24 protein-coding genes and 1 pseudogene are annotated in these 26,928 nt (G+C 53.2%); 19 read left to right on the top strand and 6 right to left on the bottom strand.

Annotated elements, in window-relative coordinates:
- Positions 1-9 precede the first annotated feature (9 nt).
- Entirely contained in the window at positions 10-1,032 is a 1,023-nt protein-coding gene (locus WG622_RS17415) for an amidohydrolase family protein (protein WP_339404678.1), read from the bottom strand.
- 113 nt (positions 1,033-1,145) lie between these two features.
- Between WG622_RS17415 and WG622_RS17410 the strand changes: the two genes are divergently transcribed.
- Complete coding sequence (locus WG622_RS17410) at positions 1,146-2,069, top strand: LysR family transcriptional regulator (RefSeq protein WP_339404677.1); 924 nt, start codon at positions 1,146-1,148, stop codon at positions 2,067-2,069.
- Here the strand turns inward: WG622_RS17410 and WG622_RS17405 are convergent.
- The gene (locus tag WG622_RS17405; RefSeq protein WP_076626062.1) at positions 2,066-2,818 is read right to left on the bottom strand and encodes an IclR family transcriptional regulator; all 753 of its coding nucleotides are present in this window, start codon (positions 2,816-2,818) and stop codon (positions 2,066-2,068) included. The genes WG622_RS17410 and WG622_RS17405 overlap by 4 nt on opposite strands.
- A 164-nt stretch (positions 2,819-2,982) precedes the next feature.
- Here WG622_RS17405 and WG622_RS17400 point away from each other — a divergent pair, with 164 nt between their 5' ends.
- From WG622_RS17400 to WG622_RS19295, 4 genes and pseudogenes are all read left to right on the top strand, one after another.
- Positions 2,983-4,635 carry an FAD-dependent monooxygenase gene (locus tag WG622_RS17400; protein WP_076626063.1) on the top strand — a complete coding sequence of 551 codons (1,653 nt, stop codon included), beginning with the start codon at positions 2,983-2,985 and terminating at the stop codon, positions 4,633-4,635.
- A gap of 109 nt (positions 4,636-4,744) precedes the next feature.
- Entirely contained in the window at positions 4,745-5,458 is a 714-nt protein-coding gene (locus WG622_RS17395; RefSeq protein ID WP_339404676.1) for a class II aldolase/adducin family protein, read from the top strand.
- 405 nt (positions 5,459-5,863) lie between these two features.
- Positions 5,864-6,892, top strand: coding sequence for an IS30 family transposase (locus tag WG622_RS17390; protein ID WP_339404675.1), 1,029 nt, complete (start codon positions 5,864-5,866; stop codon positions 6,890-6,892).
- Positions 6,893-6,920: 28 nt separating this feature from the next.
- A pseudogene (locus WG622_RS19295) lies at positions 6,921-7,031 on the top strand (IS30 family transposase); the annotation flags it as partial.
- A 51-nt stretch (positions 7,032-7,082) separates the two neighbouring features.
- Here the strand turns inward: WG622_RS19295 and WG622_RS17385 are convergent.
- From WG622_RS17385 to WG622_RS17370, 4 genes are all read right to left on the bottom strand, one after another.
- Entirely contained in the window at positions 7,083-7,997 is a 915-nt protein-coding gene (locus WG622_RS17385) for a DMT family transporter (RefSeq protein WP_339404674.1), read from the bottom strand.
- 57 nt (positions 7,998-8,054) lie between these two features.
- Positions 8,055-8,906 (bottom strand): alpha/beta hydrolase, encoded by an 852-nt coding sequence (locus WG622_RS17380; protein ID WP_339404682.1) that lies wholly within the window; start codon positions 8,904-8,906, stop codon positions 8,055-8,057.
- 79 nt (positions 8,907-8,985) lie between these two features.
- Positions 8,986-10,578, bottom strand: a complete 1,593-nt coding sequence (locus WG622_RS17375) for a hypothetical protein (protein ID WP_339404673.1) — start codon at positions 10,576-10,578, stop codon at positions 8,986-8,988.
- A 322-nt stretch (positions 10,579-10,900) separates the two neighbouring features.
- Positions 10,901-11,209 carry a hypothetical protein gene (locus tag WG622_RS17370; protein ID WP_339404672.1) on the bottom strand — a complete coding sequence of 103 codons (309 nt, stop codon included), beginning with the start codon at positions 11,207-11,209 and terminating at the stop codon, positions 10,901-10,903.
- A gap of 285 nt (positions 11,210-11,494) precedes the next feature.
- Here WG622_RS17370 and WG622_RS17365 point away from each other — a divergent pair, with 285 nt between their 5' ends.
- The 14 genes from WG622_RS17365 to WG622_RS17300 all read left to right on the top strand — a co-directional run bounded on the left by WG622_RS17365 (position 11,495) and on the right by WG622_RS17300 (position 26,921).
- Entirely contained in the window at positions 11,495-12,337 is an 843-nt protein-coding gene (locus tag WG622_RS17365; protein ID WP_339404671.1) for a TcpQ domain-containing protein, read from the top strand.
- 80 nt (positions 12,338-12,417) lie between these two features.
- Positions 12,418-13,869 carry a secretin GspD/PilQ domain-containing protein gene (locus WG622_RS17360; protein WP_339404670.1) on the top strand — a complete coding sequence of 484 codons (1,452 nt, stop codon included), beginning with the start codon at positions 12,418-12,420 and terminating at the stop codon, positions 13,867-13,869.
- 4 nt (positions 13,870-13,873) lie between these two features.
- The gene (locus tag WG622_RS17355) at positions 13,874-15,121 is read left to right on the top strand and encodes a hypothetical protein (protein WP_339404669.1); all 1,248 of its coding nucleotides are present in this window, start codon (positions 13,874-13,876) and stop codon (positions 15,119-15,121) included.
- A complete protein-coding gene (locus WG622_RS17350) occupies positions 15,099-17,405 on the top strand; it encodes a hypothetical protein (RefSeq protein WP_339404668.1) in 2,307 nt (768 codons plus the stop codon). Before WG622_RS17355 ends, WG622_RS17350 begins: the two co-directional genes overlap by 23 nt.
- 39 nt (positions 17,406-17,444) lie before the next feature.
- Entirely contained in the window at positions 17,445-18,182 is a 738-nt protein-coding gene (locus WG622_RS17345; RefSeq protein WP_339404667.1) for a hypothetical protein, read from the top strand.
- A gap of 447 nt (positions 18,183-18,629) precedes the next feature.
- Positions 18,630-19,706 carry a type IV pilus biogenesis protein PilP gene (gene pilP / locus WG622_RS17340; RefSeq protein ID WP_339404666.1) on the top strand — a complete coding sequence of 359 codons (1,077 nt, stop codon included), beginning with the start codon at positions 18,630-18,632 and terminating at the stop codon, positions 19,704-19,706.
- Between the two features lie 2 nt (positions 19,707-19,708).
- Positions 19,709-21,541, top strand: coding sequence for an ATPase, T2SS/T4P/T4SS family (locus tag WG622_RS17335; RefSeq protein WP_303965532.1), 1,833 nt, complete (start codon positions 19,709-19,711; stop codon positions 21,539-21,541).
- Complete coding sequence (locus WG622_RS17330; RefSeq protein WP_339404665.1) at positions 21,534-22,622, top strand: type II secretion system F family protein; 1,089 nt, start codon at positions 21,534-21,536, stop codon at positions 22,620-22,622. The genes WG622_RS17335 and WG622_RS17330 overlap by 8 nt, the downstream gene beginning before the upstream one ends.
- 108 nt (positions 22,623-22,730) lie before the next feature.
- The gene (locus tag WG622_RS17325; RefSeq protein ID WP_339404664.1) at positions 22,731-23,345 is read left to right on the top strand and encodes a hypothetical protein; all 615 of its coding nucleotides are present in this window, start codon (positions 22,731-22,733) and stop codon (positions 23,343-23,345) included.
- A gap of 115 nt (positions 23,346-23,460) precedes the next feature.
- On the top strand, positions 23,461-24,534 hold the full coding sequence (locus tag WG622_RS17320; RefSeq protein WP_339404663.1) for a hypothetical protein: 1,074 nt from the start codon (positions 23,461-23,463) through the stop codon (positions 24,532-24,534).
- Complete coding sequence (gene pilV, locus WG622_RS17315; protein WP_339404662.1) at positions 24,528-25,655, top strand: shufflon system plasmid conjugative transfer pilus tip adhesin PilV; 1,128 nt, start codon at positions 24,528-24,530, stop codon at positions 25,653-25,655. Before WG622_RS17320 ends, pilV begins: the two co-directional genes overlap by 7 nt.
- Positions 25,649-26,023 carry a hypothetical protein gene (locus WG622_RS17310; RefSeq protein WP_303963872.1) on the top strand — a complete coding sequence of 125 codons (375 nt, stop codon included), beginning with the start codon at positions 25,649-25,651 and terminating at the stop codon, positions 26,021-26,023. The genes pilV and WG622_RS17310 overlap by 7 nt, the downstream gene beginning before the upstream one ends.
- Complete coding sequence (locus tag WG622_RS17305; protein ID WP_303963870.1) at positions 26,020-26,496, top strand: prepilin peptidase; 477 nt, start codon at positions 26,020-26,022, stop codon at positions 26,494-26,496. Before WG622_RS17310 ends, WG622_RS17305 begins: the two co-directional genes overlap by 4 nt.
- Positions 26,493-26,921: a hypothetical protein gene (locus tag WG622_RS17300; protein WP_303963868.1), complete on the top strand. Its 429-nt coding sequence runs from the start codon at positions 26,493-26,495 to the stop codon at positions 26,919-26,921. The genes WG622_RS17305 and WG622_RS17300 overlap by 4 nt, the downstream gene beginning before the upstream one ends.
- Positions 26,922-26,928 lie beyond the last annotated feature (7 nt).

Raw genomic sequence — 26,928 nt, 5'->3', positions numbered from 1 at the left:
TGTCTTGCTTTACGCGTCCTGCGGCAACCCAAATAGCGTTTGGGCGTTCCTGAAGCAGATTTTGTCGTAATCCTCGGACGGCATATCGATCGATTCCAGAACCTTGATCGTATCGCGGATATAGCCGGGGCCCCGTTCCGGATCGAACGGCGAATCCGAGGCGAAAAGCACGCGGTCCGCCCCGAAAAAATCGATCCCGCAGACCGTCGCCGGACGGGACCCGAAGGCGGCGGTATCGGCATAGAAATCCTTGAAATAATCGAACGGGCGTTTCTTGAGTCGGGTCAGAACCGGGCCGTAATCTTCGTCGGTTGTGCGTTTGCCAAGCTGATCCCAGCCTGGCCCGACGCGCCCTTCGAAAAAGGGCACCATCGCGCCCATGTGGTGGGCTAGAACCTTGAGATTGGGCAACCTGTCCATCATCCCCGAAAACACCAACCGCGCCATCGCCGCGCTGGTTTCATATGGCCAGCCAAAGGTCCACCAAATTTCATATTTCGATTTATCTTCCGAGGCATAGTCAGGCATCGACGCTCCGCGCGACGGATGCAGAAACACCGGGCGGTCATATTTTTCCGCCATTTCAAAGACGGCAAAGAATTCATCGTCATCCAGTGGTCTGCCGTTGATGTTGGTGTGGATTTGCAGGCCATTGGCCCCAAGATCCTTGAACGCGCGTTCGGCCTCATCCGCCGCGTTGGGTGAATTCATGGGCAAGGACGCCAGAAACCCGACAAAGCGGTCGGGGTGTTTGGCGACCAGGTCGGCCTGACCGTCGTTCCCGATGCGGGCCAGTTCCTCGGTCTCGGTTGGGGTGCCAAGCGCCTCAAGCGGCGGCATGCCCAGCGAAATCACCTGCGAGTAGTCATGGTGGCTGAACTGATCCATCACCCGGAAGCGTTCATCAAGGTCATAGATGGCCGGAACACCGCGCATGCGGGACCCGATATCCTTTGCCGTGCCCTCTGATTTTTGCATGGCATCCCAAAGCGGTTTTGGGAAAAAATGGTTGAAGGCGTCGATATATCGCAAAGGGTCTCTCCATCTGAAATTCCGCCAAATGCTAGCCACCGACGCGAAGGGGGACAAAGACCGTTTACCTTTAGCAATATAAGAAATAATTATACCACTGCGGGAGGATAGTGATGAATCTGCGTCAGCTAAGGTATTTTCAAAGCGTCGTGCGCACCGGCAGCCAAACCGTGGCCAGCACAGAGATGGGGGTTTCCCAGCCAGCACTTGGGGTGCAGGTGCGCGCGCTGGAAACCGAGCTTGGCACCGCGCTTTTTCACCGCAAAAGCCGCGGCATGGAACTGACCGAGGCGGGTAAGGAATTCAGCCCGCAGGTTGACGATATCCTGGCCCGTCTGGATATGGCGAAAGAGTCAGTCCAGCGTTTCGCCAACACCCAAAAATCCGACATCCGGCTGGGGATGCCGCCGACGCCGGGCAAGGCGTTGCTGCCGTCCTTTCTGACCGAATGGGGGCGCCGGGACCGGGCCAAACTGATCGTCCACGAAGGGCTGTCTTTCGACCTGTTGTCCCGGGTGCGCGACGGCGCGCTGGATTACGCGTTCTGCTATGATCCGCCGCGCGACGCGCTGCTTGAAACGCTGCCGCTGTTTCACGAAGAGCTTGTCCTGATCGGCCCCCCGGACAAGATGCGGGGCAAGGAACCGGCCCTGTCGTTTTGCGATCTTGCGCGACTGCCGCTTATTCTGGATTCCAAGAACCAGATCACCCGGGTTCTGCTGGAGTCGATGGCCGAAGCCGAAGGCATCGCGCTGAATGTCGTCCTGGAGGTTGAAGCGGTCAACCTGAAGCGCGAGTTGATGGAAAGCCTGCGCGCCTTTTCCATCGTGCCCTTCGGGCTTTTTTCCGATGACATCGCCAATGGTCGATTTGCCATCAGGCCCATCGTGAGCCCGCGGATCACCCGTACGCTGTGCCTTGTGAACCGGTGCAACGGGCGGCATGGGGCGCATAAAGAGCTGGTCACGATCCTGTTGAAAATACTGTCGGACAAGATCGGCACACAGTTGAACTGGCATACGGGCGATCCGGCTTAGGATGCGGGAGCTTTCTTAAGGGTTTGGGAAATTTCCTGCGCCGCCCCCGCAACGGTTACGCCAAGCGTGCGAATGTCTTCGGAGGTCACGTTTCCGGCCGGAAGGGTCAGGCTGTAACTGCCGGTGATGTCGCCGCGTTCGTCAAATAGCGGGGCGGCAATGCCGACGACACCGGGAGTTACCTGACCTTCGGTCGCGTGCCACCCGACGGCGCGAATGGCGCTAAGCGATTGCCGCACACCGGCCAGATCATCGCCCAGACGCGCTTCGCTGAACGCTGCCGCGTTCGGTGTGTATAGGCGGTTAAGCTGATAGGCGGACAGATGCGCAAGGATGACCTGTGACGCGGCCCCCCGAAAGATCGGGCGCGCTTTGCCCCGTTCGTAACTGCTGTGAATCTTGGTCGTGGCCGTGTGTTGAAAGACGCATAGAACCTTGTCCGAATAGCGCCGACACAGCAGACCAACGCAGGCATTCGTCTCGGCAAGTTGGGTCAGAACCGGCCCGGCAAGGCGAATCAGCGGATCGGTGACCCGAATCAGATAATCAAATTCGACAAACCGCGATCCCAAACTGTACCCGCGCCCGGGAAAGGTCGTCAGCAACCCCGCGTCGGTCAGGGTTTTCAGATAGCGATACAGCGTCGATTTGCTATGCCCAAGGGCTGTATGAATCTCCTCCAGCTCCCAATTGGGCTTTTCCTGAGAAAACAGATCAAGGATCTGAATAAGCCGCTCGTGGCGCTGCATTGTGTGCCTCCTGCCAGTGCTGGGGTGAAAATGGAACAAAGCCGGGGCCGGGGCAATATGGATCGCGGCATCATTTAAAATTCCTACATAATGATAAAATTAATTGATTATTGCGCCCGTGACAGTAGGGTCGCCCTGCGTATTGCCACCTGACGGAGAGATCAATGCAAACGGACGTTCTGATTGTCGGCGCCGGACCAGTGGGTCTGGTTCTTGCCATTGCCCTTGGCCAAAAGGGCGTGCGCTGTACGCTTGTGGAAAAGAAAGACGCGCCGGAATTCCTGCCCAAGATGGAGCGTTGCAACGCACGGACGATGGAAATTTTCCGCCGTATGGGCATTGCCGACAAGATACGCGCCGCCGGGCTGGATGCCGATGTGCCGATGGATGTTTTCGTCGTCACCAAGATGACAGAGGCGCCATTGCTGCATCTGGAATACCCGTCTGTCAGCACGGCGCAGGCAGAAATTGCGGCCACCGAGGACAGTTCGCAACCCGCCGAGGCATATCAGCTTGTGTCGCAATACACGCTGGAACCGTTGTTGAAGGACATCGCTGAGGCGTTGCCTTCGGTCACGGTCATGTATGGCGTCGAATTCGAAGGCCAGCATCAGGATCACAACGGTGTCACGGCGCATCTGTGCCGAGCGGACGGAACCCCGGTAACGGTGAATGCAAACTATCTAGTCGGCTGCGATGGCGGGGCCAGCCCGGTGCGTAAATCGCTGGATATTTCGCTGCGCGGCGAAGGCAATTTGTTGAAACTGCGCCAAGCGCTTTATCGGTGTGACGATCTGTTTGACCGGCTGCCGCTCGGAAATGGGCCGGGGCAGGGGCGGCACTACCATGTGGCTGACAATCAGGCCTCGTTCCTGATCATGCAGGATTCGACCAGACACTGGACCCTGCACGCGGTGGTCGAGGACGACGCGGCGATGGCGCGTCAGTTCGAACAGGTCGTCGGCGCTCACGTCGATTACGAAATGCTGTATGTCGGCGAATGGAAGCAGAACCTGTTGTTGGCCGACCGCTATGGCGAAGGGCGCATTTTCCTTGCCGGGGATTCCGCGCATCTGGTCATTCCGACGGGTGGGCTGGGCATGAACACCGGGGTTGGAGACGCGATCGATCTGGCATGGAAACTGGCCGCCACCCTACAGGGCTGGGCCGGGCCAAATCTGTTGCGATCCTATGAAGTTGAGCGTCGCCAGATCGGTGACCGCAATATAGGCGCCTCAAGATACGCATCGACCGGGCGGCGGAAATGGCGGGGGCAATGGCAGCCGGGGTTCAACGACGACACGCCCGAGGGTGCGGCCAAGCGCCGGAACCTGGCGGATGTCGCGGATGTCGAACAGCGCAAGACCAATGAAATGATCGGGGCCGAACTGGGATACCGCTATGTCGACAGCCCGGTGATCTGGGATGAACCCGGCGGGCCCGAGCCGTTGTTTCGGACCTATGTTCCCACCGCTTGGACCGGCGTGCGGTTCCCGCATGTGTGGATTTCCAAAGGTGTCTCCATTCACGACGTGATCGGGGGCGGGTTCACCCTTGTCTGTTTTGGCGCGGGGAATGCAACCGATCCAATTGAAAAAGCCTTTCTCGCCTGTGGTTTGCCGTTGGAGGTCAAGATCTTCCCGGACGACCGCCTGCGCGCGATTTATGGCCGGGATTATTTCCTGCTGCGCCCCGATTTGCACATCGCCTGGCGCGGCAATGCGCTGGACGTCGATGCCGATACCCTTGCCGCGTTGGTCAGCGGTCATCACGTCGGCCACATGTCCCGGTGCCACGAGGTAGGTGCGCACGCTTGATCAATAAATTTCTCGATATATAGGAAAATTAACGCAACTTATTGACACGATGTCCCTGCGCCATACGATGTGGGCGCGCAGTGCCGGAACAGAACAGGACGCAAATTTCATGACCCAGATTTCAGACATCATCGACGATCTTGTCGTCGCCAGCCATATCTTGGCCTCAGAAGGGGTCTGCGATGCGTTCGGGCATGTCAGCGCGCGCCACCCGGACAACCCTAGTCATTTCGTAATGGCTCGCGCCCGCGCGCCCGAGCTTGTCGAACATGACGACATGATGGTCTTTACGCACGATGGGGCGCCGGTCGGTGGCGATGATCGCAAACCCTTTCTGGAACGGTTCATCCACGGATCGCTTTATGCGGCCCGGCCGGACGTGCAATCGGTGGTGCACAGCCATTCGCGCAGCGTCATCCCCTTCAGCGTCACGCCCGGATCGATGCGTCCGATCGTGCACAGCTGCGGCGTATTGGGAAAAGATATTCCGGTCTGGGACGCACAGGACAGTTTCGGCGACACCAATCTGCTGATCTCGTCGCAGGAAATGGGACACGATTTTGCAGGTGTGGTCGCAGAAGGCCGCTGCGCACTGATGCGCGGGCATGGATCAACGGTGATCGGGTCCTCGATCCGCGAGGCGGTGTATTCCGCCGTCTATCTGGAGGTGAACGCCCAACTTCAGATCACCGCGCAAAGCCTGGGGCCGGTCAAGTTCCTGACCGACGGAGAGATTGATCTTATCCAGTCCCGCCTTGCCGATGGCAAACCCGGCGAAGGCTATGACCGGGCGTGGGAATATTGGGCGCGCCGGACAGACTGAGCTCAGGTGCCTAGGGCACTGTCAATTATTGGAGCAACGAAAAAGAGCAAGATATGTCTTCACCCCGCACACGTTATTGCGCGGAATTACGACGAGGACGTCGTGATGATAAGCGGGTTTGACGCGGCTAGAGCTTTTGCAGTCCGATTCGACATGGTCTAGTTGAACAATGCTTTTGCCTGCCTTGTTCTGGCGGCACACAGCGATCTGGGCATTGTCGATCGAGTAACCGCCAACGGCTGCTCGATCGCTTTGGAAGCAATTTGAATAAGCTATGTCAAAACTGGTCGGCCACCCAATTAACATAAACTTCATTATGCGTCGTTATACTTAGTGTTGGAGCGCGCTACCCTGAAGTGCGACTCCTATTAGAAAACAATGAGTTATCTAATAGGAGAACATCGCATGGGAGCCGTTTATACGCAACTATCACTTCAAGAACGCCGTAAGATTGAAAGCTGGTGGCACGCAAAGGTGCCTGTCAGAGAGATGGCGCGTGCCTTGAAACGTCACAAATCGACGATCTTTCGCGAAATTAAACGTAATTTCTGGGCCGATGATGCTTTCCCCAAGAAGTATGCTGGCTACTTCGGCCATGCGGCTCAACTCCAAACGGACAAGCGCCGATCTGTGCAGCGCAAACTGATCCGGCATCCTGAGCTGTGCAAGACAGTTGTGGCGAAGATCAAACTGGGATGGACGCCCGAACAGATCGGAAACCGTATGATCTATGAAGGTGCCAAATTGCGCGTCTGCCAAGAGACGATCTACCGATACATCTATTCCAAGGAAGGCATGGCGCAAGAACTCTGGTGGTACCTGCCTGAGCACCGAAAGTCCCGTCGCCCACGTCGAGCCAGAAAGCGCCAGAAGCCCAAGTTCGATCGTGATGTCAGCATCTTGTTCCGTCCTGATGATGTCGCACACCGGCGCCAGTTTGGACATTGGGAAGCTGATCTAGTCCTGTTCAAACAACGCTTTGGAGAATCGAACGTCACATCACTGGTTGAGCGTGTGAGCCGGTTCACCGTGCTTTTGAAGAACCCCAACAAACGCACCAAGCCCGTCATGGGCAAGATCATGAAGGCTGTGCGCGACCTGCCCCATATCGCGCGTCGTTCCATCACCTTCGACCGCGGCACCGAGTTCGTCAGCTGGCCGCACTTGCAGGCTGAGATTGGGACGCAGACTTGGTTTTGCGATCCGTCCTCACCCTGGCAGAAAGGCACCGTCGAAAACACCAACCGGCGCGCCCGAAGATGGCTGCCAAGGAAGCGCGACATCACGGCAGTCTCAGATCATGAATTGAAAATGATCTGTGACCGCCTCAACGCGACACCCAGAAAATGCCTTGGATGGAAGACGCCTGCTGAAGTGTTCCGCGAAAAGATGATGGAAGAGATGGGTCAATCCCCCTACCCTCAAAGGCAATAGGAGTCGCAGTTCAAGTATCGCTCACACCGGTCGTTTTGGGTATGATGGCCAGCCCGTGCGCATCAGTCATGAAACAATCTATGCTTACGTCTACAGCGCAGAGGGACAGTCAGTACAACTGACGCGTCGCTCTCCCAGTCTCTACTTCGTATTCCATGGGTGTAATGTGCATCGCCCAGAATATTAATGGCTAGTTTCGACCGAGTTGAGTGGTGTAAATACCCGCTAAGACCAACGCTAGACCACACAACGCGATTGTAGAAGGAATTTCTCCTAACAGAAGCATCCCAAGCGCGGCGACACCGACGGGTGGGAACATTGCGAAGACTGCAACGCGACTGGGTGCAGTTAATCCAAGTGCAAATACCCAAAGTAAGTTGCCGAGCAGCGCGCCACCCAAACACAAGAAAGCTAGAATTTTCCAATCGGGAGCGGTCAGTTCATTTATTGCCGGCAGTAGTCCCGTTGAAGCCACAGAGATCAACAAGACGACGCTCCCGGAAGTCATGCATACAGCCGTTACCGTGAGAGCTGAATACCGCTTCACAAACCTCTGACTTCCCACATTGAAGAGAGCACTTAAGAAAACCGCGAACAACATAATGAGATCTCCAGTGAGCGCACGATCTGGTAGATTCTGCTCTTTAAAAAAACTCTCAGAAAATGCAGTAATTACGCCACCGATAGCCAAACTGATACCGAGTACCTTTGCAGGCTGTAACTGCTCAGTTCTCGTCAACACACCGATAACTAAAGTGATCATTGGCATCAAAGTGATTATCAAGGCAGCGTGGAGCGCAGTCGTGAAGTTTAACGCGGCGCTGAAAAGCCAAGGGTAAAGACCATAGAACATGACGCCGAGTCCAATCATTGGCCACCAGTCACGAGCTGCTATGTCCTTTGTCCGCAAAATTAATGCTGGAACAAAAAAAACACCGGCTGGCGCGTATCTCAAAAACCCAAGCAAGAGGGGGTCTATCCGATCAACAATACCCCTTGTTACAACAACCGTGAGCGCAACAAGCAGGCTTGCCAGGCCGGCAGTCAGAATTGCCATAGTCTTTGCTTGTTCGTCAGACCTATTGGCACTCAAAAGAGTTGGCATGCAAGAATCCTTGGACGTGGGTGGCTGACCGGATGATCTTTGGACTATTCACACTTTTCATAGAGCGTTTTTGAAAAAGGCTTCAGTCTTCCCAAGTACGTTGTCGCGTATCGCGGAACTTTCCATAACGAGCTCGTGTTTTGCACCTTGTACGAGCTCAAATTTACCACGCCGCCAATTCTGCATCCTCGAATTTATCGCGCCAATTTCCACAACTTCGTCTTGATCGCCACAAAAGGCCAGGCACGGAATATCTGGCGACGGATTTGTAGAGAGAAATTTGCATTCCTTTAAACACTCTTGAAGCCAACCCATTGTCGGACCACCAATTTCGAATTCCGGCATTTGTTTTGCCAGAGTAGTTAAAAAGTCATATGCTTCTTGGTCGTGTGTAACTTTGTTGCCTGAGAATGGTGTTTTCAAAACATAGCTCTCGCTGTTGTAACCTGGCACATAGCTTTGCGAACGACCTAGTGCGTGGGCGACGACAGAGATTGGGGTTGCGATCGCTCGAAGCGGCTTTGACATCTTGATGTCCCACAACGGCGCAGTAAAGGCAGCTGCGGCAACCGGAAGATCATTGTAGAGAGCGCGAAGACCGATGCAACCTCCCATGGAGTTACCGAATAAGAACCATGGCTGAGGCATGTCCTTGGCTTTCGCTAACTCTATGATAGCGGCAACATCTTTTTGGTAGTAGGTAAAGCGTGTCACGTGACAAGCTCTGGGGTTTTTCGCAATACGGTCAGACAGACCGTGACCCCGCCAATCAAGCGAAACAACTGCAAAACCCGAGCCTAGCAATGCGGAAGTGGTTCTGCCGAACCTTTCCAAATATTCTGAACGGCCCGGAAAAATAAATACTGTCCCCTTGTGTGACGCCTGATTGGACCAAATACCAGCGCGCAACCGAATACCGTCCGAAGTATGAACCCAAGAGGCCTTTCCGCTGGGAACTCCGTCAATTACTAGTTTGTTTAACGGAGCTTCAACTTCCAAAACTGAGAACTTTCTGAATGGCGTCTTCGGAGTATGGCTTCGCCAGTAATAAAAAATACAACGCTACGATCAACGATAAGACCAAAACGATCGAAAAACCTGCGACTTGGCCCAAAAGAAGAAAATTGGTGACGAGCAGTAGGATGACACTCATCATTTGTTTGACCGGGATTGCATGATCTTTTGTAATGTTTCTCGTAGATGGATCTTGAACCGAGTAATTTCCCAGCAACCTGATAGATGCTCGTGAAGTGCTCTTCAACACCACGAAAAAGACGAAGCAGCTCAGGCAAACTAGAATGGTGCTTGTAAAGTACTGAAGTGGGTTTAACGGGATTTTCGAAGCCGTACTTCCGTGAATGCCGAACGTAGCCATCATGTCCTCGAAAATCCACGTGAAAATATGTGGAGAGTTTGAGATCATGTATGCCCCGTTTAACTTAATACAGCTTGCCATCAAAATCCCCAGAATAGCGCATTTGAAGGCGTCGAAAGAGATTGCCCGCAAGGACAAGATCACAAGTTCGGCTTTTTCGTTGTTCAGGTTTCGGCGCAAGGAGCGAAACCGCATGAGATCGGTTGCGACAATGTATTGCAGTAGAAGGCTCGCGAGAAACATCCAAAACGTTGCCGAACTGTAGATCATAGCGAAAAACGATACCACAACAGCGGGCATTATGGACCTGTCAGTCCTGTAGGGAGCGGCCAACATCCAATCTATCGCTACGTTGCCCGCATCTCCGTAAAGCAGACCAGGAAGGTAGATACCGAACCATTGCATTCCAAAAACCATTCCGAGAGGCAGGAACACAACCATCCAGAATGCCGGATTAAATGATCGAACAAAACTGTACCAATCGGTCGGCCCGCTTCTGTTCGGCAGGGCGCCAAGATAAGGGCGCAAATCATTCTTCCATCGCCCAAGAATGGCCGAAACGGTGACCAATATGAAAGGTATCAAAATCAATTGTTGTACTGTCCAATTGGGCGACCAAAAGTAGCCTACTTGTTTTTCGACACCGGAATCCAAGGTGTAGCGAACGTCATGTAGACCTAGGAGATACGCTGATATGCCAATTCCTAAGCATCCAGCCCAAACATAGATCGGTAAGTGCAATACACTTGGAACGTCGAACATCCTTTCGGTTCGATCCGCCCATATCAATCCTATCTTGCGTGCCGCAATTTGATTATCTGGACTTGGAGGATGAACTATTGCTTCTTGTTTATTCTGTTTGTTCCTCAACCTTTGGTTGGCTTTTGAGAGCGCGGACCTCCAGCTATGGAACGCGGCTTCATCTCCACAGGAGACGACTTTCGCCAATAGGCGAATATTCTTAGGATTTATTCCTTTCTGATTTTGCTCAATCCAATAGTTTATTGTCCGAATATCTACGCCTTTGCCTGAAGAATCGGTTTCTAGGATTGCATCCGCTAAGAGGTCGGCAGTCCAAGAGCTGACTGCTTTATGGGGCGATGACGCTGGCCTTCCGACTCCGTACTCAACAATGAAGGCAATCAGTTGCTTTAGGTCGGTGTGTTCGCTTGGAGGATCTAGAAAAAAAAGATTGTTTAGTTTCATATAATTATCTCAGGAAATTTCATAAATTTCCTTTTTTTCGTGATTTGCTTGGAGCTTTGGCTGAGAGAACCTCAAGACGCGTAACGTTTCTACGAAGCGACGTGCGAGTATTATTTGGAAGGTCAGATTTAATGAAGGATTCATTGAGTGGTTCGTGCACGCGAAGATTCCTAATTCAGGATGATAATGGCGATACAATTGGTCTGTTCTTTGAAGACGAAGATGCAGAACCGAAAACCTGGTGGAGCAAAAAAGTAGAAATGTCGTGGGAAACCCCAAATTTTTTGTATTGGCGCGCTGAAAGAGCCACAGTTTAGACCTCTTACTTTTCCGCAAGCTTGAGAACCACTGAGCTCCCCGCTTTCATCGGTAGCGTTGCTTCTTCAAAACCTGCAGCTTCAAAAAAGCTGAATAGTCCCGTTGGAGTTTTGTATCGTTTAACTTCGCTTTTTTGAGCAACGCGAACGGTATATTCTTTTCCATCCACTGCAGTAGCTTTGATGGTCCAAAGGCCTTTAACGCCTCCTGGCCCTCCATATGATTGCTCTTCAGCCGTAACACACACAGAACCACCATCTTTCAAAATTTGTACTGCTTCCTTCTCGCTAACAGTAGTTCCAAAAAATGTCATGCTTGCTCCCAGCGTTTGCTGTGAGAATTTTAAGGCATTGATTGAAAAGGGTAAATTCATTTTAATTATATATTGATTTTTATACTATAATCATGCAGATGTAATTTTATGCACTACCTTATCTCACATACTCACGACCTATTTTTGTCCGCACGTAGCGTTCCCGCTGCGCGGATTTGTATTGGAGGATCTCTCGCGGGGGGCTTTGTTTCCACCTGCGACGCTGGGGAACGGGTAGTGCAAAAACCGAGTATTCAGCGAAGCCGCCTCTCCATGGGGGGCGGCTTGAGTATTAAAGGGCGAGCGCTGGCATCGGTATTCACCATGTTTGCCGCGCTCGCCAGCATGACCCCGGCCTCGGCGATGGAGCTTATTCAATGCCCGGGCTGGGAAGAGCTCGTTCCTAAGTCATCGCCAATTGCCCTGCGCACATCTGTGCCGAAAGAATCCTTTGAAAGCCGCATAGCGCGGACAATAGACAAGGCCGACGCATCCCCATTGGGCGTAAATCAACCCGTGTCGGCAACGCACTCACCCGACGCGAAACACAAGGCCACTCTCCCTGTTGGGTCGGGTGGGTGCACAACATACACCGTTAGGGCAGGGGACACTTTGGGCAAGTTAGCCGCTCGTAAACTTGGCAGCTCGTCTCGCTATAAAGAAATCTTGGCGGCGAACTCATCAAAGGTAAAATCCGCGACGGCGCTACAAATTGGTACAGTTCTTGAGCTTCCTTGCACCGCCGAACAGCTCGCAGCCAAAGCTGCTGCCGAGAGCAAGCGCACACCCTGGTTTAAGAGAAAGCCGGTCACGGCTCCGGAGACCGCCGAAAAACCAGCAACTGCTACTCAACCAGTTGTGCTTGAGCCGGCACCCAAACCCCTGCCACGCTTCACAGCCCGGAAGGGTGAATACCTTTCTGATGTGATCAAGCGCTGGGGAGCCAAGAATGGCTACACGGTAATTGTAGACGGATCGGCTGACTGGAAGCTGGGCGTCAAATTTTCAGAAGTTGGAACGTTTGAGGATGTTGTTCAGCAGCTGATCAAAGGTTTTGCCCGCGACGGCCTCCCTCCTTCCGTGCGCATTCACTCCAACAAGGTTCTTAAGATTGGAGCTGGAACATGATCACGGTTCAAATTCTCAAAAGTCTCTTTGATCGCGCACCAAACGTCGTAACTTTCCTCCCTCTGATTGGGCGCTACGGAGTGGCAACTGCGATCGCCGGTAGCGTCCTCTCGGGGTGTTTGGCTATTGGGGAAGCCGACAGCGACATTGCGCGCAAGTCGCTTCTTGCAAAACAGCGCCAAGCTGAGCTCGCCGCCGCACAGCGAGGGGAGGTGATCTTTGATCCTAACCCTTACTACGGCGCGGAAGTCATTCCGGTAAAAGGGAGCAGGCAGGGGAAGCCACTTCCTCAGAGCTTTGAGGGCGCCCGTGGTCTGGAACTGAGTTTGGGAAACAGCGCCAGCATTGGGGATATTTCCAATGCGCTAAATGAAGCAACTGGCCTCCAAGTGAAGATGCGTACGGTCTATGCAACCCCCGACAACGGAACCATTAAGGTGCCCGTACCAGCGAAGATGCGGGTCAACTACACCGGCGCTCTTTCCAAGTTTCTTGACCAGGTCGCAAGCCGCATGGACGTCGCCTGGGAGTATGACGGAACTGCCATCACATTCGACCGTATGGTGACTGCCCGCTACGACATGCCGATCCCAAACAATAAGTCGAGCTTCAGCACAAGCGTGCCCGGTTTAAGCTCGACCACGGGTGGCAGTTCGGTCAGCTTCACGAAGGAAAGCACCTTTGACTCTTGGGAAGAGTTGAAAGACGCACTGGATGCCGTTCTGCCGTCGCCAGCTTACGCGAAGTTTAGCAAACATACGGGTCGGGTCACTGTCTTTGCTCTGCCGTCAATGCAGCGACAGGCCAAATCCATCATCGATGACTACCACAATATTTTCTCAACCCGCATTGGTTTAGAGATCGGCGTGTTCTTTGTTGATATCCGCAAAGAGGATGACTTTGGGGCAGGTCTTAATTTTGCACGCGATGGTGCGACCGTCAGCGGAGTCTCTGGCTCACTCACAGGAAACGCGGTTGTTTCGCTGACAGGCGGCGGCGCGCAGGTGGACTTCAAAGCGCTGGCTGAAAACGAAGCTGTCGTAGATCATCGCATTCGATCCACAATCGCCCAATCTGGTGTGGTCAGCCCAATTCTACTTACACGTAGCCAAAACTACGTCACCGGATCCTCCAGTGACGCAACAGATACCACTGTCTCAACATCTGTGGAAACAGCAACGGTTGATACGGGGATCTCTATCCACGCTATCCCTCGCCTGATTTCTCGGGATCAAATCCAACTCAACCTCACGATCAAGCAAAACAACCTCGTGAGGCTGGATGAGTTCGGATCAGGCACCAACACTGTGCAACTTCCTGTTCTCGACACACGGACAATTCAAAATGACTCCGTGGTATCGCCCGGCGAAACCCTCGTGTTCTCGGGTTACGAGCAAGATATTGCCAGCCGGTCTCAGTCAGGATTTGGCGCAGCAAATTTCTTCGGACTAGGCGGCAAAAATCAGGGTACGGTCAGCCGTGTACGCATGGTGCTGATGGTGCGACCAACGCTCATTGGAAAGCGTGGGTGACCTCATGTCTTCTGAGAGCATCATAAAGTTTGGGGACCATGAGGCCATCGCGGGCCTCTCGTGGGAGTTCGGAAAAAACCGCCCCGAGAGCATTCGACGCACGGACCCATACCTGATCCTGGACGAAATTTCGACAGGCAGCAGATTTACGCATGCGGAAAACCTCCCACCCCTGGCATTGGTTGTGGCCGAAATATGCAAGTCCGCCTCTGAAACCTTTGATACTGGCACGATCCTTTGGGCCGTCGAAGTGGAAGGCATAGTTGCTGTCTCGGGCGATGCCATCCCTGAGAAGTTCTACGTTTCTGGAATGCTTGATCGCGGTGTTCCCACGACTGACCGCGAGTTCCTTTACGAGAGCGAAGCAGACCTTGTGAACGGCGTATCAGCTGTGCTGCGGGACGCGGATTGTGGCGAAGTCGCCCTTTCTGAAAGCATCGCTCAATTGCTCGTCGGTGATTTCAAGTTGCTAGAGCTTGATCCTCGCTCCATTGATTTTTCGGACGTCCCAGTTCTTGAGACACGCGCCCCACTCATCTCCCCAAAGATGCGGTTGTTGGCTGGTTTCGCAGTGTTGGCGCTGGGTTTCTACTGGATTGCAAGTCAATGGTATCTGCCGAAGGCTGAAGAGAATGTTGCGGTAGAGCAGGTGGGTCTTCGAGTAGATCACCGTGCTTTCCTTGAAGGCTGCGCCAATGCACGCAGCGCTGGCTTCCCGGTACCCCTTGGCTGGCAAGAACAGAGTTCGGGTTGCGCCTATGTTGGCACAACCGATCACATCGCCAATAGCGTTCCTATCACGACAGGTGGTTTGGCCTATCGCCAGTACCGGCTGGTACCAGGACATGATTTGACCATCGCGGGCATCGTCGCGAATTATCTCTTTGAAGACTGGCCCGGTAGTTTCGTTCTGGAGAATGGCTCCGTATTTGTCACTCGAAGTTTTGATGTAGAACTCGCTCCCTACGAGGAGGTGGCCGCTGACAGCGAAGGTGAATTCACCAACCGGGTCAAAGAAGCCTTTCTGGGCACCGCCGAGAAGTTTCAAGAGGGCAGCGTCGCGTCAGGCGCCCGGGTAAAGTTCATTACCAACCTCACAATTGACGAGGCGATTGAACGTCTGTCAAATTTACCTTCACTGGAGCTGCGTTTGCTGAGAAAACAGGGCAGCAACGTTGAGATTGAGGTCACACCATCAGCGCGCATTCTACGCCCCAAAATTCAGGGGGTTGCTCATGCGTATCTGCTTTAGAGCGTTTTCGGGTTCGATTGAGATCACATTCGCTGCCTCTCGCCTTTGGCTCGAACGCGATTGCGATCCCAAACATATCGCTGCTTCCCGTAAACGCTTCAAATCGCTCTTTTCCCCAGTCGCCGCGGGCCTTCTCGCGCTTCTGGCATCAGTTGGAACGGTCCATGCGCAGGCAAGTTTGCATCAACCTTTCCTTGACGAATACAAGGCCTACACGGGCAGTGAAGATCCCTTAAACGAGAGCCGCATGGAAGTGGCGCTTAGTTACAATCAGCGCCTTTGGGCGGCGTTCAACTATTTCAAAGACCATATGAAATCCATGGACTATGACGCGGACGGTCAGGCCTTTGTCGATTTCTTCAATAGTGATGGTGACATTCGCGACAGCTCCCTGATTGGTGAATTCGCCTGGGAACATTGGGGCCAATGGGGGATTTCCGCGCGCTACTGCGATGATTTCCTATTGGTATACTATCGTCCGGACGTGAAGTTCAAAGCGTCACTCACTGCCCAAGATATTCATATGGCACCTTGGGTCCGCGCAGCCAATCGCAACACGACACGTCGCGCAACTGACAAATTCATTGATGTCTTCAGCCTTCCAATTCTGGATTGGATTATTGTCGATCAGATCGAGCGCCAACGCAGCGAGAACGTTGATATTCCAGCTTGCATTCGTGATGACTTTTTTGATCGGGGTCCTGAATGGACTGTCGGTCTCTACGATCATTTCAAGCTCGATAATTTCCCGTTCAAACAGCATCAAAGATACGAGTATCAAAATGCGGCGTGTGATGCCGGTGACATTGGAGAGCACAAGCGCCAACGCCGTCTTCTAACGCGCTGGAAAAGCCCACTCGGCGGATGGACGGAAGACTGGCAAGAGGGCGAATGGGAGACCATTGCAGACTGCCACCCACCTCGCGTTATGAAAACCTTCTATCATGATCAGTGCTTTGCCTCTCAGATCGGCTACAGCGGCGAGATGGTTCCTCGTGTTTGGGTTCAGCATTTGGTGGAAGTGCCGGATCCTGCAGCGCCAGATGGCACGAACTGGGTTCTGTCTGATCCTGACGGCAACATTAACCCAACAATGACGCCTGAGCTTTTCTATTCCATGTGCGACGAAAACGCGCCGCCTGTAATTGAGTCAGTGGAGCAGGGGCCTCAGACGTCTGTCGAAACTATCGCATGTGATGACCGCTATGCGCGCCCATACCGTCCAGAGGTTCCGTGGACTGGCGACATTGTTCGGACTGAGACCTGGAATGAGATCTTGCAGCGGGTTCCATTTGAGGAACTTAGCGAATTGCGGATCCGCGAGAACATCCAGGTGAATGAAGTTGATACTTGCACGCGTCAACTGCGCGAAGATGAAGGTAACTGGGACTACAGTACGCAAGCGACTTGTCGATATGAAGGTGTTTACAACATCCGTCGCAAGATATTCATTGTTTATGAGGACAGAGGGCGCACCGGACCTCATGCGAATACCTCTACCATGTCAGCCTTGCGCACCGAATATGGTTCTTGGGAAGTCTGGCAAAACGCTTGTTATCGTTCGGTTGGATCAAGTTTCACACAATATCAAAACATGGCCTGTGGCAGTGGGTATTCCGGCTATGTCCGTGAGCGCCGAACCGTTACACGCGTGTCGACACGACATGAGCAACTCACATCGCTTGATCGCGACTATGATACCTACGATCCTTGGAACCTTGTAGACAACCAATGCTATTACGACGCAACGGATACATGGATCGAACAACAAAATGAGTGCTGGCGCACGGGCACGCCCTACATGCATCCAAATTTCTACTATCTGCAACAAAGGACTGTCACGCATAGCTGGCGAATTTGGGAAGACCAGTCCAAAGGCGTGCAAGATCTAGGCGTAACGAGAGGTACATGGCGAAATATTGGAGGCTGGCGCTTGTTTCCTGTGGACGATGATCAGAGATGGGATTGGCGGCAATCAAACTGCAGATACCCTGGCAGAATTGGCGTTGTTACCCCATCTCACCCCAGCGTTAGCCCAAGCGATAACGACGACGGGGAAACCTCCTATGATGTCGATGGAGATGGAAGAGGCGACTACAACACGTACTCAGAAGCAATCGAAGCTGGTCACAGCGGCACAATCAGAGCAGTCGATGGTGGGTGCGGAGGATGCCGTGGGCCGAGAGGCGGTAACAACGGTTCAGGTGAGGATCGAGATGACGCGCCTGGTGGTAGCGGAGGCGGTAGTTTCTGGGACAAAGTAAAAGACTTCTTCGGTTTTTAGAGCACAAGTATTCGAACTAATTTTGAAGGAACGATGGACATGAAAAAATTGATGAAAACACTGATCGTAGTGGGTGTGTCCTTTGCATTGAGTACCGGCGTTGCAACCGCTCGCGAGAATTACTCTTGGACAAAGTTTAAAAGCAATTTGGATGCCGATGGGATTGATGAGCTTATTCATGGATCTGTGTTCGTTGGTACGTTTGCGGAGGATGATCGTCGTGGAGATCCCCGACGTGACTCCGTGGCTATTTTTGCAATTTATGGGAAAGGAATTACTCATCAGTGTGTCTGGTACGGCGACCAAGCTGACTACGCTTTGGATAAACGGATTAGGCGTGGAGGTACGATTACCCAAGCCAATCGCATCCGCCTGGATGAGGTGACTGTAGCGGACGTTGGCGCTAGCAAGCCACGGGGTGGGTCTATTCCAGTATACGATGCGTCAAACGGTGGTTTTAAATTGTTCATCTTCCACAAGCGTCGCTGGTGGGAAAACCACACCGGCCGCCTCCAACGCTCCATTCCTGCGGTAACCTATGAGCTCTGCCCAAATTTCCCTAAGGCCTCCAAGCTCGGCATGAAGATCAATAAAGCTCAGACGGCCAAACTCTACACAGAGATGATGGCGCAACACCCGGGTGTGCGCATTCTGCGTTCAGATCTCATTACTGAGGACACAAAGGTGACATGGGAACGCGGTGAGGCCGAACCACCTCTCACCCGTGGATACTGGAATGCGTTCTCTGAACATCCTTGCTTTGGCTGCAACAAATAAAATGACCGGCTGCACATCACATAAATCCAGCAACTCTGTCTGCGGAGACTGCCATGGAAAAGGCTGGCTATGGCGACTCCACGTGTCACTAAGTCAATGCTGGGTTCGAATTCCCGTTCGATCGAAGCGAGAGGCAGGGAATTTGAACACTGCCAAACGTGGATCGCCGTGGGTGTGGCCGTCCCCAAAAGCGCGCGCTGTTTATTGGTTTCAACGAGGGCCAATTGGCGAGACACCGCACCCGTGTTCCTCCTGCGAGGTTATTGAAACATGACTCTATTTAGAATTTCTGCGCGGCTCTTTTCAGCCCTCAATCATAGAGCGGACCCACGAAACACTGAATCAAAAAAGTGGCCAAATTCCCGTTCGACCGCAGGGAGAGGCAGGGAAATTGGCCTCCATAAAACTTGGAATCGCTTTACCGCTTCACCGACCTCAAAGCTGACGGTGAGCACCTATCAAACTACTAACTCAACCTATGGTGTATTTTGCCTTGCAATCTCACTATCCTTGGCTTCATTTCCTGCACTCGCCCAGGACGTCACAGGCGGCGAACACCTAGGCACCCCAGCTACAGAAACGGGGTCAAATGCCGGTGCTGCACAAAACCTTCTGAGCAACGTGGCGGCTGCCTTCAAAGCCGCGTCGCAGGATGCAAACTCAGTAAATGGGATCGATCAAGAAACCTCCCCCCTTTCTTCTTCTCAGCACTCTCTCCAAACCTTTGCCTCAGGCGCACCCTTAGCGGCCCCAGTCACCAACACCCAAACTGAGGAATCCTTCCTTACCTGTCCCTTGGACAAGCTTCGCTCTTCATACGAGAGCGTGCTCGCGGATGAGACTACTGAGGTGATCGATGTCTTGATGGTGGAAAATGAAGTGCTGCGCATTTGCCAGGCACGTCAAAGCCAAATCAACGGCATTTTGAAAATCACCCAGTCTGTTGAGGAAGTCGCGGGCGAACTACTGACAAAAAAGATCAACGGCATGGCGAACGAATGGAGTAGGGCACAAGCTGAGCTCCACAGGGCAAAACTTGCCGAGCATCTTCGCCAAAGAAATGAAGTTGCACGGATTGCATCAAACGCAGCACCTGTTTCTCAACCATCGGCAGATGGAAGCAAAGACCTTGCGTCGACCAATCGAACCAAACCTTCCGTTGATACCAGTGCATCTTCACAACATGGTTCATGCCGTCCTGATTATCGGGTAACAGCGATTTATGGGGCAGGGGGTAAAACCCGAGCGACCGTTCTATCGCCAGAGGGAGCGGAGCATCGCGTTAAAGTTGGTGACCTCTTGCCATTTGGCGTGAAGATCATGGCCATCGGGCAAGGTTTGGTCACCATCGATGTTAATGGCACGCGCGACGTTTTGGCCTTTGACAGTGATGCGCGAACGCGATCGGGCCCGCTTGCCGAGGAAGGGTTTATCGTCGCCAAACCCGGAGATCCTACAGACAGCGCTGCGCTATCAAGGAGACTGACGCCGGCCTTCGAACTCACCTCTGGTTCAGGTGAGTAAATATGGGACTTTTATCGAAACTCTCAGGACGACTCCGCCCTGAAGTCCGCAAAAACGGCCTGATCGTGTTGAAAAGTGAGGAATTCACCCGGCTTTGTGCACCGTACACAAATGGCGAAGTCTACATCGCACGCAACTATCGCAGCGATGCAAATGTCCAAAACGGTCTCAAACAACTTCGGGACCAGGGCCACGTTCCCAAGGATGGGTACCGCAACATCATCGTGAGTCTTGATGAAGTTCGCGCGCATTATGAGGGCAGTGACCAGGCTGAGCAGGAGCAAAAGGCGGCTATCCTAGATAGCACGCCTGCTCAACAAAAGCTGGAAGCTCTCTTAGAGCGCGCTGCGAAGCTACGAGCGAGCGACGTGAAGATCGCTCAATATCAAAACGTGACCCGCCTGCGGTTTCGCGTTGCGGGTCGCGATATTCCACTCGATACCGAGTGGACCGCGCAGGAAGGACTGTCGGCCATGACGGCCGCCTTTAACTCCCGTGAAGACGGTGGCGGTCACACAACGATGGCTCGCCAAGAATTCCAGAGTTTCTCTATCTCTCGTCTTCAGGACGGCCAAAAGCTGGAAGGGGCAGTTAAGCTGCCGACCAGTGTGGTCAAACTACGCGGTCAGAAGGGTCACCATGAAAACGTAGGCGGCATGGGCAACCACCTGGTTCTGCGCCTGCTTTATGACGACAAGAATGCAGAGACTAGCAGCCTCGATGACCTAGGTCTTGATGAAGATGTGCTCGAAGAGCTTGAGTTTGAACGGGGCATTGAAGACGGCTTTGTGGTGAATGGCGGAACAACCGGCAATGGTAAATCCACCACCATGATAAATCTCATCAATCAGATCTATGCTGATGCTGACGGCCATACATCGATCGTGACCTTTGAAGACCCAGTGGAGACCCGCGCAAAAGGCGATGTCTGGCAGGTTCCGGTTCTTTCCAAAGGCAGCGAAGAAGAGATCGGATTGGCCTGGCGCAACTCTTTGCGCCACCTTGTCCGGATTAATCCAGACGTTGGCGTTTTGGGTGAGATGCGCGACGGAGCGTCTGCCGAGGAGGCGCTCCGATTTGTGGCGTCAGGCCACAAGGTGCTTTCCACGATTCACGTTGGCAGCGCCAATATGATCCCGTTTCGCTTGATCAATTGGGGGGTCGCGCCGACCGAGGTTGGGGCAGAAGGAGCGCTGTCTCTTCTGATGCGCCAGGTTTTGCTCCCGAAGCTTTGCGATCATTGTAAGATACCGCTTTCGGATGAGCTCGCGGAGGTCATAAGAAAGGGTTTAAAGCGTGCGAACGCATCGGTTGCGGAACAAACCGGCAAGGATTTTGTATCTGAGCTAGACGTGAAATCTCTGGGTATATTCATGCGCAATCCTAAGGGATGCACGCATTGCATCACAGATCAAAATGACATCGAGCGTAAATCTGCGTGGTGCGGCTACGCACGGATGATCGCGGTCGCAGAGTTTATCCGACCCGATGAGATTTATCGCAATGCCATCATCGAGAGGAACTCACTTAAAGCACATTCGCACTGGCTGAAGCCTAAACGCGATGGCGGACTTGGTGGCATCACAGTCGATCAACGCTTGGCACGCAAGATCTTGGCAGGGGAGCTTGATTACCGGGATGCAAGCCGGCGCGCACGCTACTTAGACGCGGAATTGTTGAAGGAAATCATGCAGATTCAGTCCACCCCGGTTGGACTGCATTTAGATGAGCCAAATGGCTCTGAATCGGTTGGCGGCAGGGCCGTCTCGCCTTCATTGATCGACAGACCCATCGCCCATCAGCTCTCAAGTGTTTCGGAGGCTGGAAATGGCTGACCTCACCACCTCAACTAAATCGGTTGGTAAAGCCAGGTCGCAAGCGCCAATGCTCGCAAACTTTGGGTTTGGTCGCAAAGATCGCGCCATGGCCTGGCAGTTGATCGCGGACATCACTGAAGCCGGAATTGATTTGGATGAAGCTTTGCGCTTAGCCGGCGATATTTTTGAACAACGTGGCAAGAAGAGTATTACGGGCCGGTTGACCGAAATCCGCCGTGGCCATACCCAGAACCGTTTCGTTGAAGTTATGGCACAATATGCACCAGGGCCGGAGAGTGCGCTGTTTTCTGGTTTGGGAAGCGTGGATACCAGCGCGATATTCGCAGGCGCGTCTCGCATTCTACAGGTTCAGCGCAAAATTAACTCGGCAGTTATAAAAGCCCTTGCGACACCAGCGTTGTTGTTCGTGCTGATTTTCATGACGATTTACTTTGCCGGGACGAACCTCTTTCCAATCCTCAGCGAAATCACGAGCTTTGATCAACTGGATATTGTGACGAGCGGCTTTATTGATTTCTCACTTTGGTTCGCAGATCACCCATTCATTATGTTTGGCGTACTCGGTTTCTTCGTGTTTGCGGTCTCTTTGTCAGTGCCTCTCTACACAGGACCAGCTCGGGCCTACCTCGACCGTATTCCACCGTACTCACTATATCGCTTGGCGACAGGTTGTGCCTTCGCGATGTCGATCGTGGAAAGCGCGCGCGCCGGTCAGGACATTACCGGGCGGTTTTTGTTGCAAATGTCAGAGAGGCTAGATCCTTATTCACGCAGTAAGATCCGCAAAATTGCGAGTGGCATGAAGCAAGGCAACATTGGTACCGCTTGCCACGCCAACGGTGAGGGCTTCCCTGCGCCAGATCTGAACGCAGTTTGGGCAGCGTTTGACAAGCGCGATGATTGGGTCGATCCACTTGCGCGTTTTCTTAGCCGTTGGCTGGAAGACGTAGAGGAGCGCGCCAAACAGACGGCCTCGATTCTGAATACTTTCATGATCGGATTTGCGGCCTTCTCCATTGGTCTCATTCTCAACACGATTTTTGCGGTTCTAAACAACGCATCACAAGGAGGGCTTTGAGAATGATCAAAGCGGTCTGGCCATCTTTGGAGCACCAAGATCCAACCAGATGAGGAGAAACCGCATGTCCAAAATTCACACAACTCAAAACCTAAGGAGGATGTAAAAATGATGACAGTGAGTTCCGCCGTGACGCCTGATGGCGTCCAAACTGAAAGCTCGGCAAAACAGTTGCCAAGCAAGCCTAAGCGCATATCGCCGCGCCGTTCACGCCGAGGTATGCTTGGACTGACGGATCAGGCCTTTGTGGCAATGATTGCAGTTTTTGGCATCGCGCTGCTCGTTGGAACCTTCATTACCGTTCGCGGCAATATTCGCGACAACGATACGTCTACGCTGTTCACACAGATTGTCGGCAATGTCGAAGCGAGCTTTGCCAATGCTACCTCCTATCCAAGCGGGAGCTTGATCGCTTTGCTTGATGCTGGGGGCTATGTGCCAACTTCGGCACGAGTTGAGGCAGATGACGGAACTGTCAGCATGGTCTCACCATATGGCACAGCGATTACGATCACTGGCAATGGTGCGGCAGACTACACGATTGCAATTGTGGGATTGGCCCGTGCGGCCTGCGTGAAGCTGCTGGAAAACGCCGTTGGTTTTAACGCCGATCCAGTCAAAGGTGTGACGCTGGGTACGACTGCTCAGACCTTGCCTTTGACCAAAGCTTCGATTGCAGCGGGTTGCACCGGCGGTAGTACTGATGTTTCAGTCACCTACTAATGGATCAAATAAACGGCGCGGGGCTTTGAGCCCTGTGCCAATTGCATTGGGGGGCAGTACGCGTCCCAATGCAGGCTACGCTCGCCGTTCGCGTCGCGGTGTCAGTGTTTTCGGTGTGGCATTGACGCTTGCTATTGCGCTGCCGGCACTTGGGTCTGTTGCAGTTAATTGGGCTGAAGCACGTGCCGACAATAGAGCAAGCGCGCTGGCCGAGCTTTTGCGCGAAGCAGGTAAAGGTATTGAAGCGGCACTTGCAGCCGAGGTTTTTAACAAAGCAGATTTTGCAGCGTCTACTGTGGTCACGCTCAACGACGCTCAGATTACCACTTTATTCGGGGCGGCAGATGTCGCGCCTTATCTAAACATCACAAACCTTCGCGGCATGAACTTTGATGTGCTCATAGGCCGCCAGGGCGATGGGCCCGTCGAAGGAGTTGTTTTGCTTCAGTCCACCTCCGCACGAGGCGCTTTGGTCTTGGAGCGCATGAGAAACACCGGGGTGTTCACCAACGGGCAAGCTGCAGTTTCTGATCGAAGTGGCACCGAGACAACGACGCAGGCGTTTATGACCGCCAGCGGTACGGTTATTCCGGCCGGAACAGAATTTGTTGCCTTTTCTACCGCCAATGTAGCCGACCTCGACGCAAACCGTGTCATTCGCCAGGATCGTAGGGTTGTCGGGGCACCCACACTTGGCATGAGCACAAACCTCAATTTGGGCGGTTTTGGAATCACAAATACCCTAGAGGCGAGCGCTGAAACGGCAGAGAGCACCACGGTAGTTGCACCTGCGTCTGGCTTAAACAGTGCAAGTGCGAGCGTAGATAGCATCATAGCACCCGGCGCAAGTCTGGAAAGTGTTGTCGGGAAAAGCATCGGCGTGAGCGGCAATGTTGTCGCGCGTGAAGGTTATGTCGAGGGCCTGATAACCTCAGGTGACACCCAAACGGCATTCCATGTGGATCTGGAGGGATTGACGGTCTCCGAAGATCTAGATGCTCCGGTGAATATCGCTCTCACATCCGCGCTGACAACTATGTCGGCGGACGGCGGCGGTGCCGCCAACGTGTCAATGAGAGAAGGCGTCATTGATAGCCTCACCTCAGAGAATGTGACCGGGGAAGGGTTTTATGCGGAGAGCATTCAAACCAACAGCATAACAACGCAGACGGGGTGCTCGGGATGTTGAACTTTAACCGAGTGGTCAATGTTGGCCCGAGGGCGCCTCGTAAACGCCGAAAGGGCCTTGGGCTTGTTGATGCAGGTTTCGCAGTATTGCTGTTTACGATGACGTTGCCATCAGTTCTTGAGATTATTGCACAGCGTCAGTTTGAAATCGCGGTACTCCAGGAAGCGCGACAGGTCGGAAGCGTTGCAACACAGGCGGCGCTCAACTTCTCTAGTGATTTTCTAACGGTTGCCTCAGATACGTTTAATGCCGCGAACCAAATGCGCGAGCATGATATCGACACACTGATGGCAGGTAGTTCAGTGGCGCTGCGCGCTGAAACCTCGCGTAGGCGCCCAATCCGACTTATCAGCTATGCTCCAAGTTCTGACCAACTGATCGTTTTGGCTTATGCGAGCTTTTCCGGAACAGAGCGAACAGCAGCGCCATTTTCGGCTGCGGGCAACGTTGGTTGGGTTGCGCCGTCAGATCCCAACGCCGCCGTGTCTGAGGGACTTCGTTTAGACCTGTCCGCGTTCCAGGTTGTCTACACCGACCTCGATGTCGGAGACATTGTGGCCGTGGAATACCTTTCAGCAGGGCTGAATGTCGATCCGTATCTTCATAGGGTGTCAGTACCTGGTCGCACTGAACTAAACCAGATGGAAGTGGATCTTGATCTAGGTGGAAACTCGATCAGCGACATTGGCACGCTTACAGCTGTGGAACTGCACGTTTCCGGTGATCTGACAACCGAACAGATAACCGGGGACCTCGCAGTTTCGGGTCAGTTTGAAGTCTCAGGGGCGCTGATAAGTACTGGCCCTATCACCGTGAGTGGTGACCTGAACGTTGCAAATTCTCTTAGCGCCGCGAACCTTTCGGTTACAAACACGATCTCTGCTTCCAATCTTACAACCGACACTTTGAGTACCCGGACAGCGCTCATGGAAACGATGAATGTTGCTCGTGATCTGAGAGGCGACAGTGTACTTGCGGACAATTTTGTTGCCAGCGATGCAACACTTGGCGCGGTTACGGGCGCTCAGATTTCCATCAGAAATTTTGGCGTAAGCGGTGTGGCGCAGGTCGATACCGTCTTCACCAACTCTCTAAGTGCAGGAGAGTGCACCGGATGCTGAACAGTATTAATCCATGTCAGTTTGCCATGATTGGAATGCTCGCGCTGGTGAGCCCAGTTTCATTGGCACATGCACAGGAGTCAGAAGAAGGAGGTTCGGCAGCGACCCAACAGCTTCGCGCGTTGAAGGCAAAGTTTGAGCAAGAGATGGTGGATCTCGAAGAGATAGAGCGCCACATCCTGCAGCTGTCAACATTCTACAAAACAGACGCCGAAGGAGCGTTTCAAGCTCGCTTGCCCATTTCTGAATGCACCAAGAGAGCGGGATCAGACCTATGCGCAGCACTTTGGCCGTTCTACGAGGATCCTTCTGAAGTCGAACTACCTCTTGCGGCTCTTCAATCCGAAAATGCGGGGGCCGGCCAATGATCTGGGATCCTTCTTACCTTTCGCTTTTTTTGCTTCCCATTGGCGCGCTTGGTGTCAGCGTCGGATTGATTTCTTTGTCCTGGTACGATGTCACGAGGTTTGAGATAGATCCGCCTTCACTGTTGCTGGTGGTTCTTGGCGCGGCAGCCACGTTCTTGGCACTCGGGCAGGATTTTACCGCACCTCTCTCGGCTGGCGTCGTTTTGCTGACGTTGAGCCTGGGTTTAAGGATCTGCTCGCCAAAATCCATTGGCGAGGGAGACTTGTGGCTATTCGCGGGACTGGGCTTTGTCAGTGGTCCGTTGGTCGGTGTGTTCGTCAGCACGTTGTTTGTGGCGTGCTTAATCACGGCATTTGCCTATTCCAGAGCACGGGGAAAGCCAGCGCTAAAGTCTTCATTTCCAATGGCATTGCCTGCCTGCATCGCAGCAAGCATCGCCTTCGCGATCCAATTATTGGGAGTGGTCGTATGAGCCGGCGTTCCATTGGAAATCGCGTGTCTCTTGATCCACGGCGCCGTTCGGAAACTCGGAGAATAGAATGGGTATCACCGCTCAATCGTGATGGCTGGACGCAGAAAATATATGTGACTATCGGCTACGATGAGGACGCCCTTACCCCGCGCGAGATCTTTTATGATGAGGGGTATAAATCAGGCTCGGATATGGAAACGCTTTTGCGTGACCTTTGCATCGTTTTGTCCGTTTTCCTTCAATACGATGGCATCGATATTAATGACTTCATGGGATCGATTTCACGCGAATTGAACCACCGCACAGATCAACTCGACATGGGTTCGATCGTTGGCGTCTTAATGCACGAGCTGAAGCAATCGCCGCACTGGGCAGTTGAGCTGCAAGCGACGAAGGGACAAATCGGGGAAGCGGGGCCGCTATGAGTTTTGT

The sequence above is a fragment of the Cognatishimia coralii genome (assembly GCF_037478305.1).
In the GTDB taxonomy this organism is placed as follows: Bacteria; Pseudomonadota; Alphaproteobacteria; order Rhodobacterales; family Rhodobacteraceae; genus Cognatishimia; species Cognatishimia coralii.
Note: the sequence above shows the minus strand (reverse complement) of the source record. Positions and strands in the feature narration are given on the sequence as shown.

Excerpts from the sequence above, each read along its gene's own strand:
- WG622_RS17385 (WP_339404674.1), bottom strand. The coding sequence starts at position 7,997 with ATGCCAACTCTTTTGAGTGCCAATAGGTCTGACGAACAAGCAAAGACT.
- WG622_RS17405 (WP_076626062.1), bottom strand. The coding sequence starts at position 2,818 with ATGCAGCGCCACGAGCGGCTTATTCAGATCCTTGATCTGTTTTCTCAG.
- WG622_RS17410 (WP_339404677.1), top strand. The coding sequence starts at position 1,146 with ATGAATCTGCGTCAGCTAAGGTATTTTCAAAGCGTCGTGCGCACCGGC.
- WG622_RS17310 (WP_303963872.1), top strand. The coding sequence starts at position 25,649 with ATGCTGAACAGTATTAATCCATGTCAGTTTGCCATGATTGGAATGCTC.
- WG622_RS17375 (WP_339404673.1), bottom strand. The coding sequence starts at position 10,578 with ATGAAACTAAACAATCTTTTTTTTCTAGATCCTCCAAGCGAACACACC.
- WG622_RS17335 (WP_303965532.1), top strand. The coding sequence starts at position 19,709 with ATGGGACTTTTATCGAAACTCTCAGGACGACTCCGCCCTGAAGTCCGC.
- WG622_RS17325 (WP_339404664.1), top strand. The coding sequence starts at position 22,731 with ATGATGACAGTGAGTTCCGCCGTGACGCCTGATGGCGTCCAAACTGAA.
- WG622_RS17390 (WP_339404675.1), top strand. The coding sequence starts at position 5,864 with ATGGGAGCCGTTTATACGCAACTATCACTTCAAGAACGCCGTAAGATT.
- WG622_RS17305 (WP_303963870.1), top strand. The coding sequence starts at position 26,020 with ATGATCTGGGATCCTTCTTACCTTTCGCTTTTTTTGCTTCCCATTGGC.
- WG622_RS17345 (WP_339404667.1), top strand. The coding sequence starts at position 17,445 with ATGAAAAAATTGATGAAAACACTGATCGTAGTGGGTGTGTCCTTTGCA.
- WG622_RS17300 (WP_303963868.1), top strand. The coding sequence starts at position 26,493 with ATGAGCCGGCGTTCCATTGGAAATCGCGTGTCTCTTGATCCACGGCGC.
- WG622_RS17355 (WP_339404669.1), top strand. The coding sequence starts at position 13,874 with ATGTCTTCTGAGAGCATCATAAAGTTTGGGGACCATGAGGCCATCGCG.
- WG622_RS17370 (WP_339404672.1), bottom strand. The coding sequence starts at position 11,209 with ATGACATTTTTTGGAACTACTGTTAGCGAGAAGGAAGCAGTACAAATT.
- WG622_RS17330 (WP_339404665.1), top strand. The coding sequence starts at position 21,534 with ATGGCTGACCTCACCACCTCAACTAAATCGGTTGGTAAAGCCAGGTCG.
- pilV (WP_339404662.1), top strand. The coding sequence starts at position 24,528 with ATGTTGAACTTTAACCGAGTGGTCAATGTTGGCCCGAGGGCGCCTCGT.
- WG622_RS17400 (WP_076626063.1), top strand. The coding sequence starts at position 2,983 with ATGCAAACGGACGTTCTGATTGTCGGCGCCGGACCAGTGGGTCTGGTT.
- WG622_RS17395 (WP_339404676.1), top strand. The coding sequence starts at position 4,745 with ATGACCCAGATTTCAGACATCATCGACGATCTTGTCGTCGCCAGCCAT.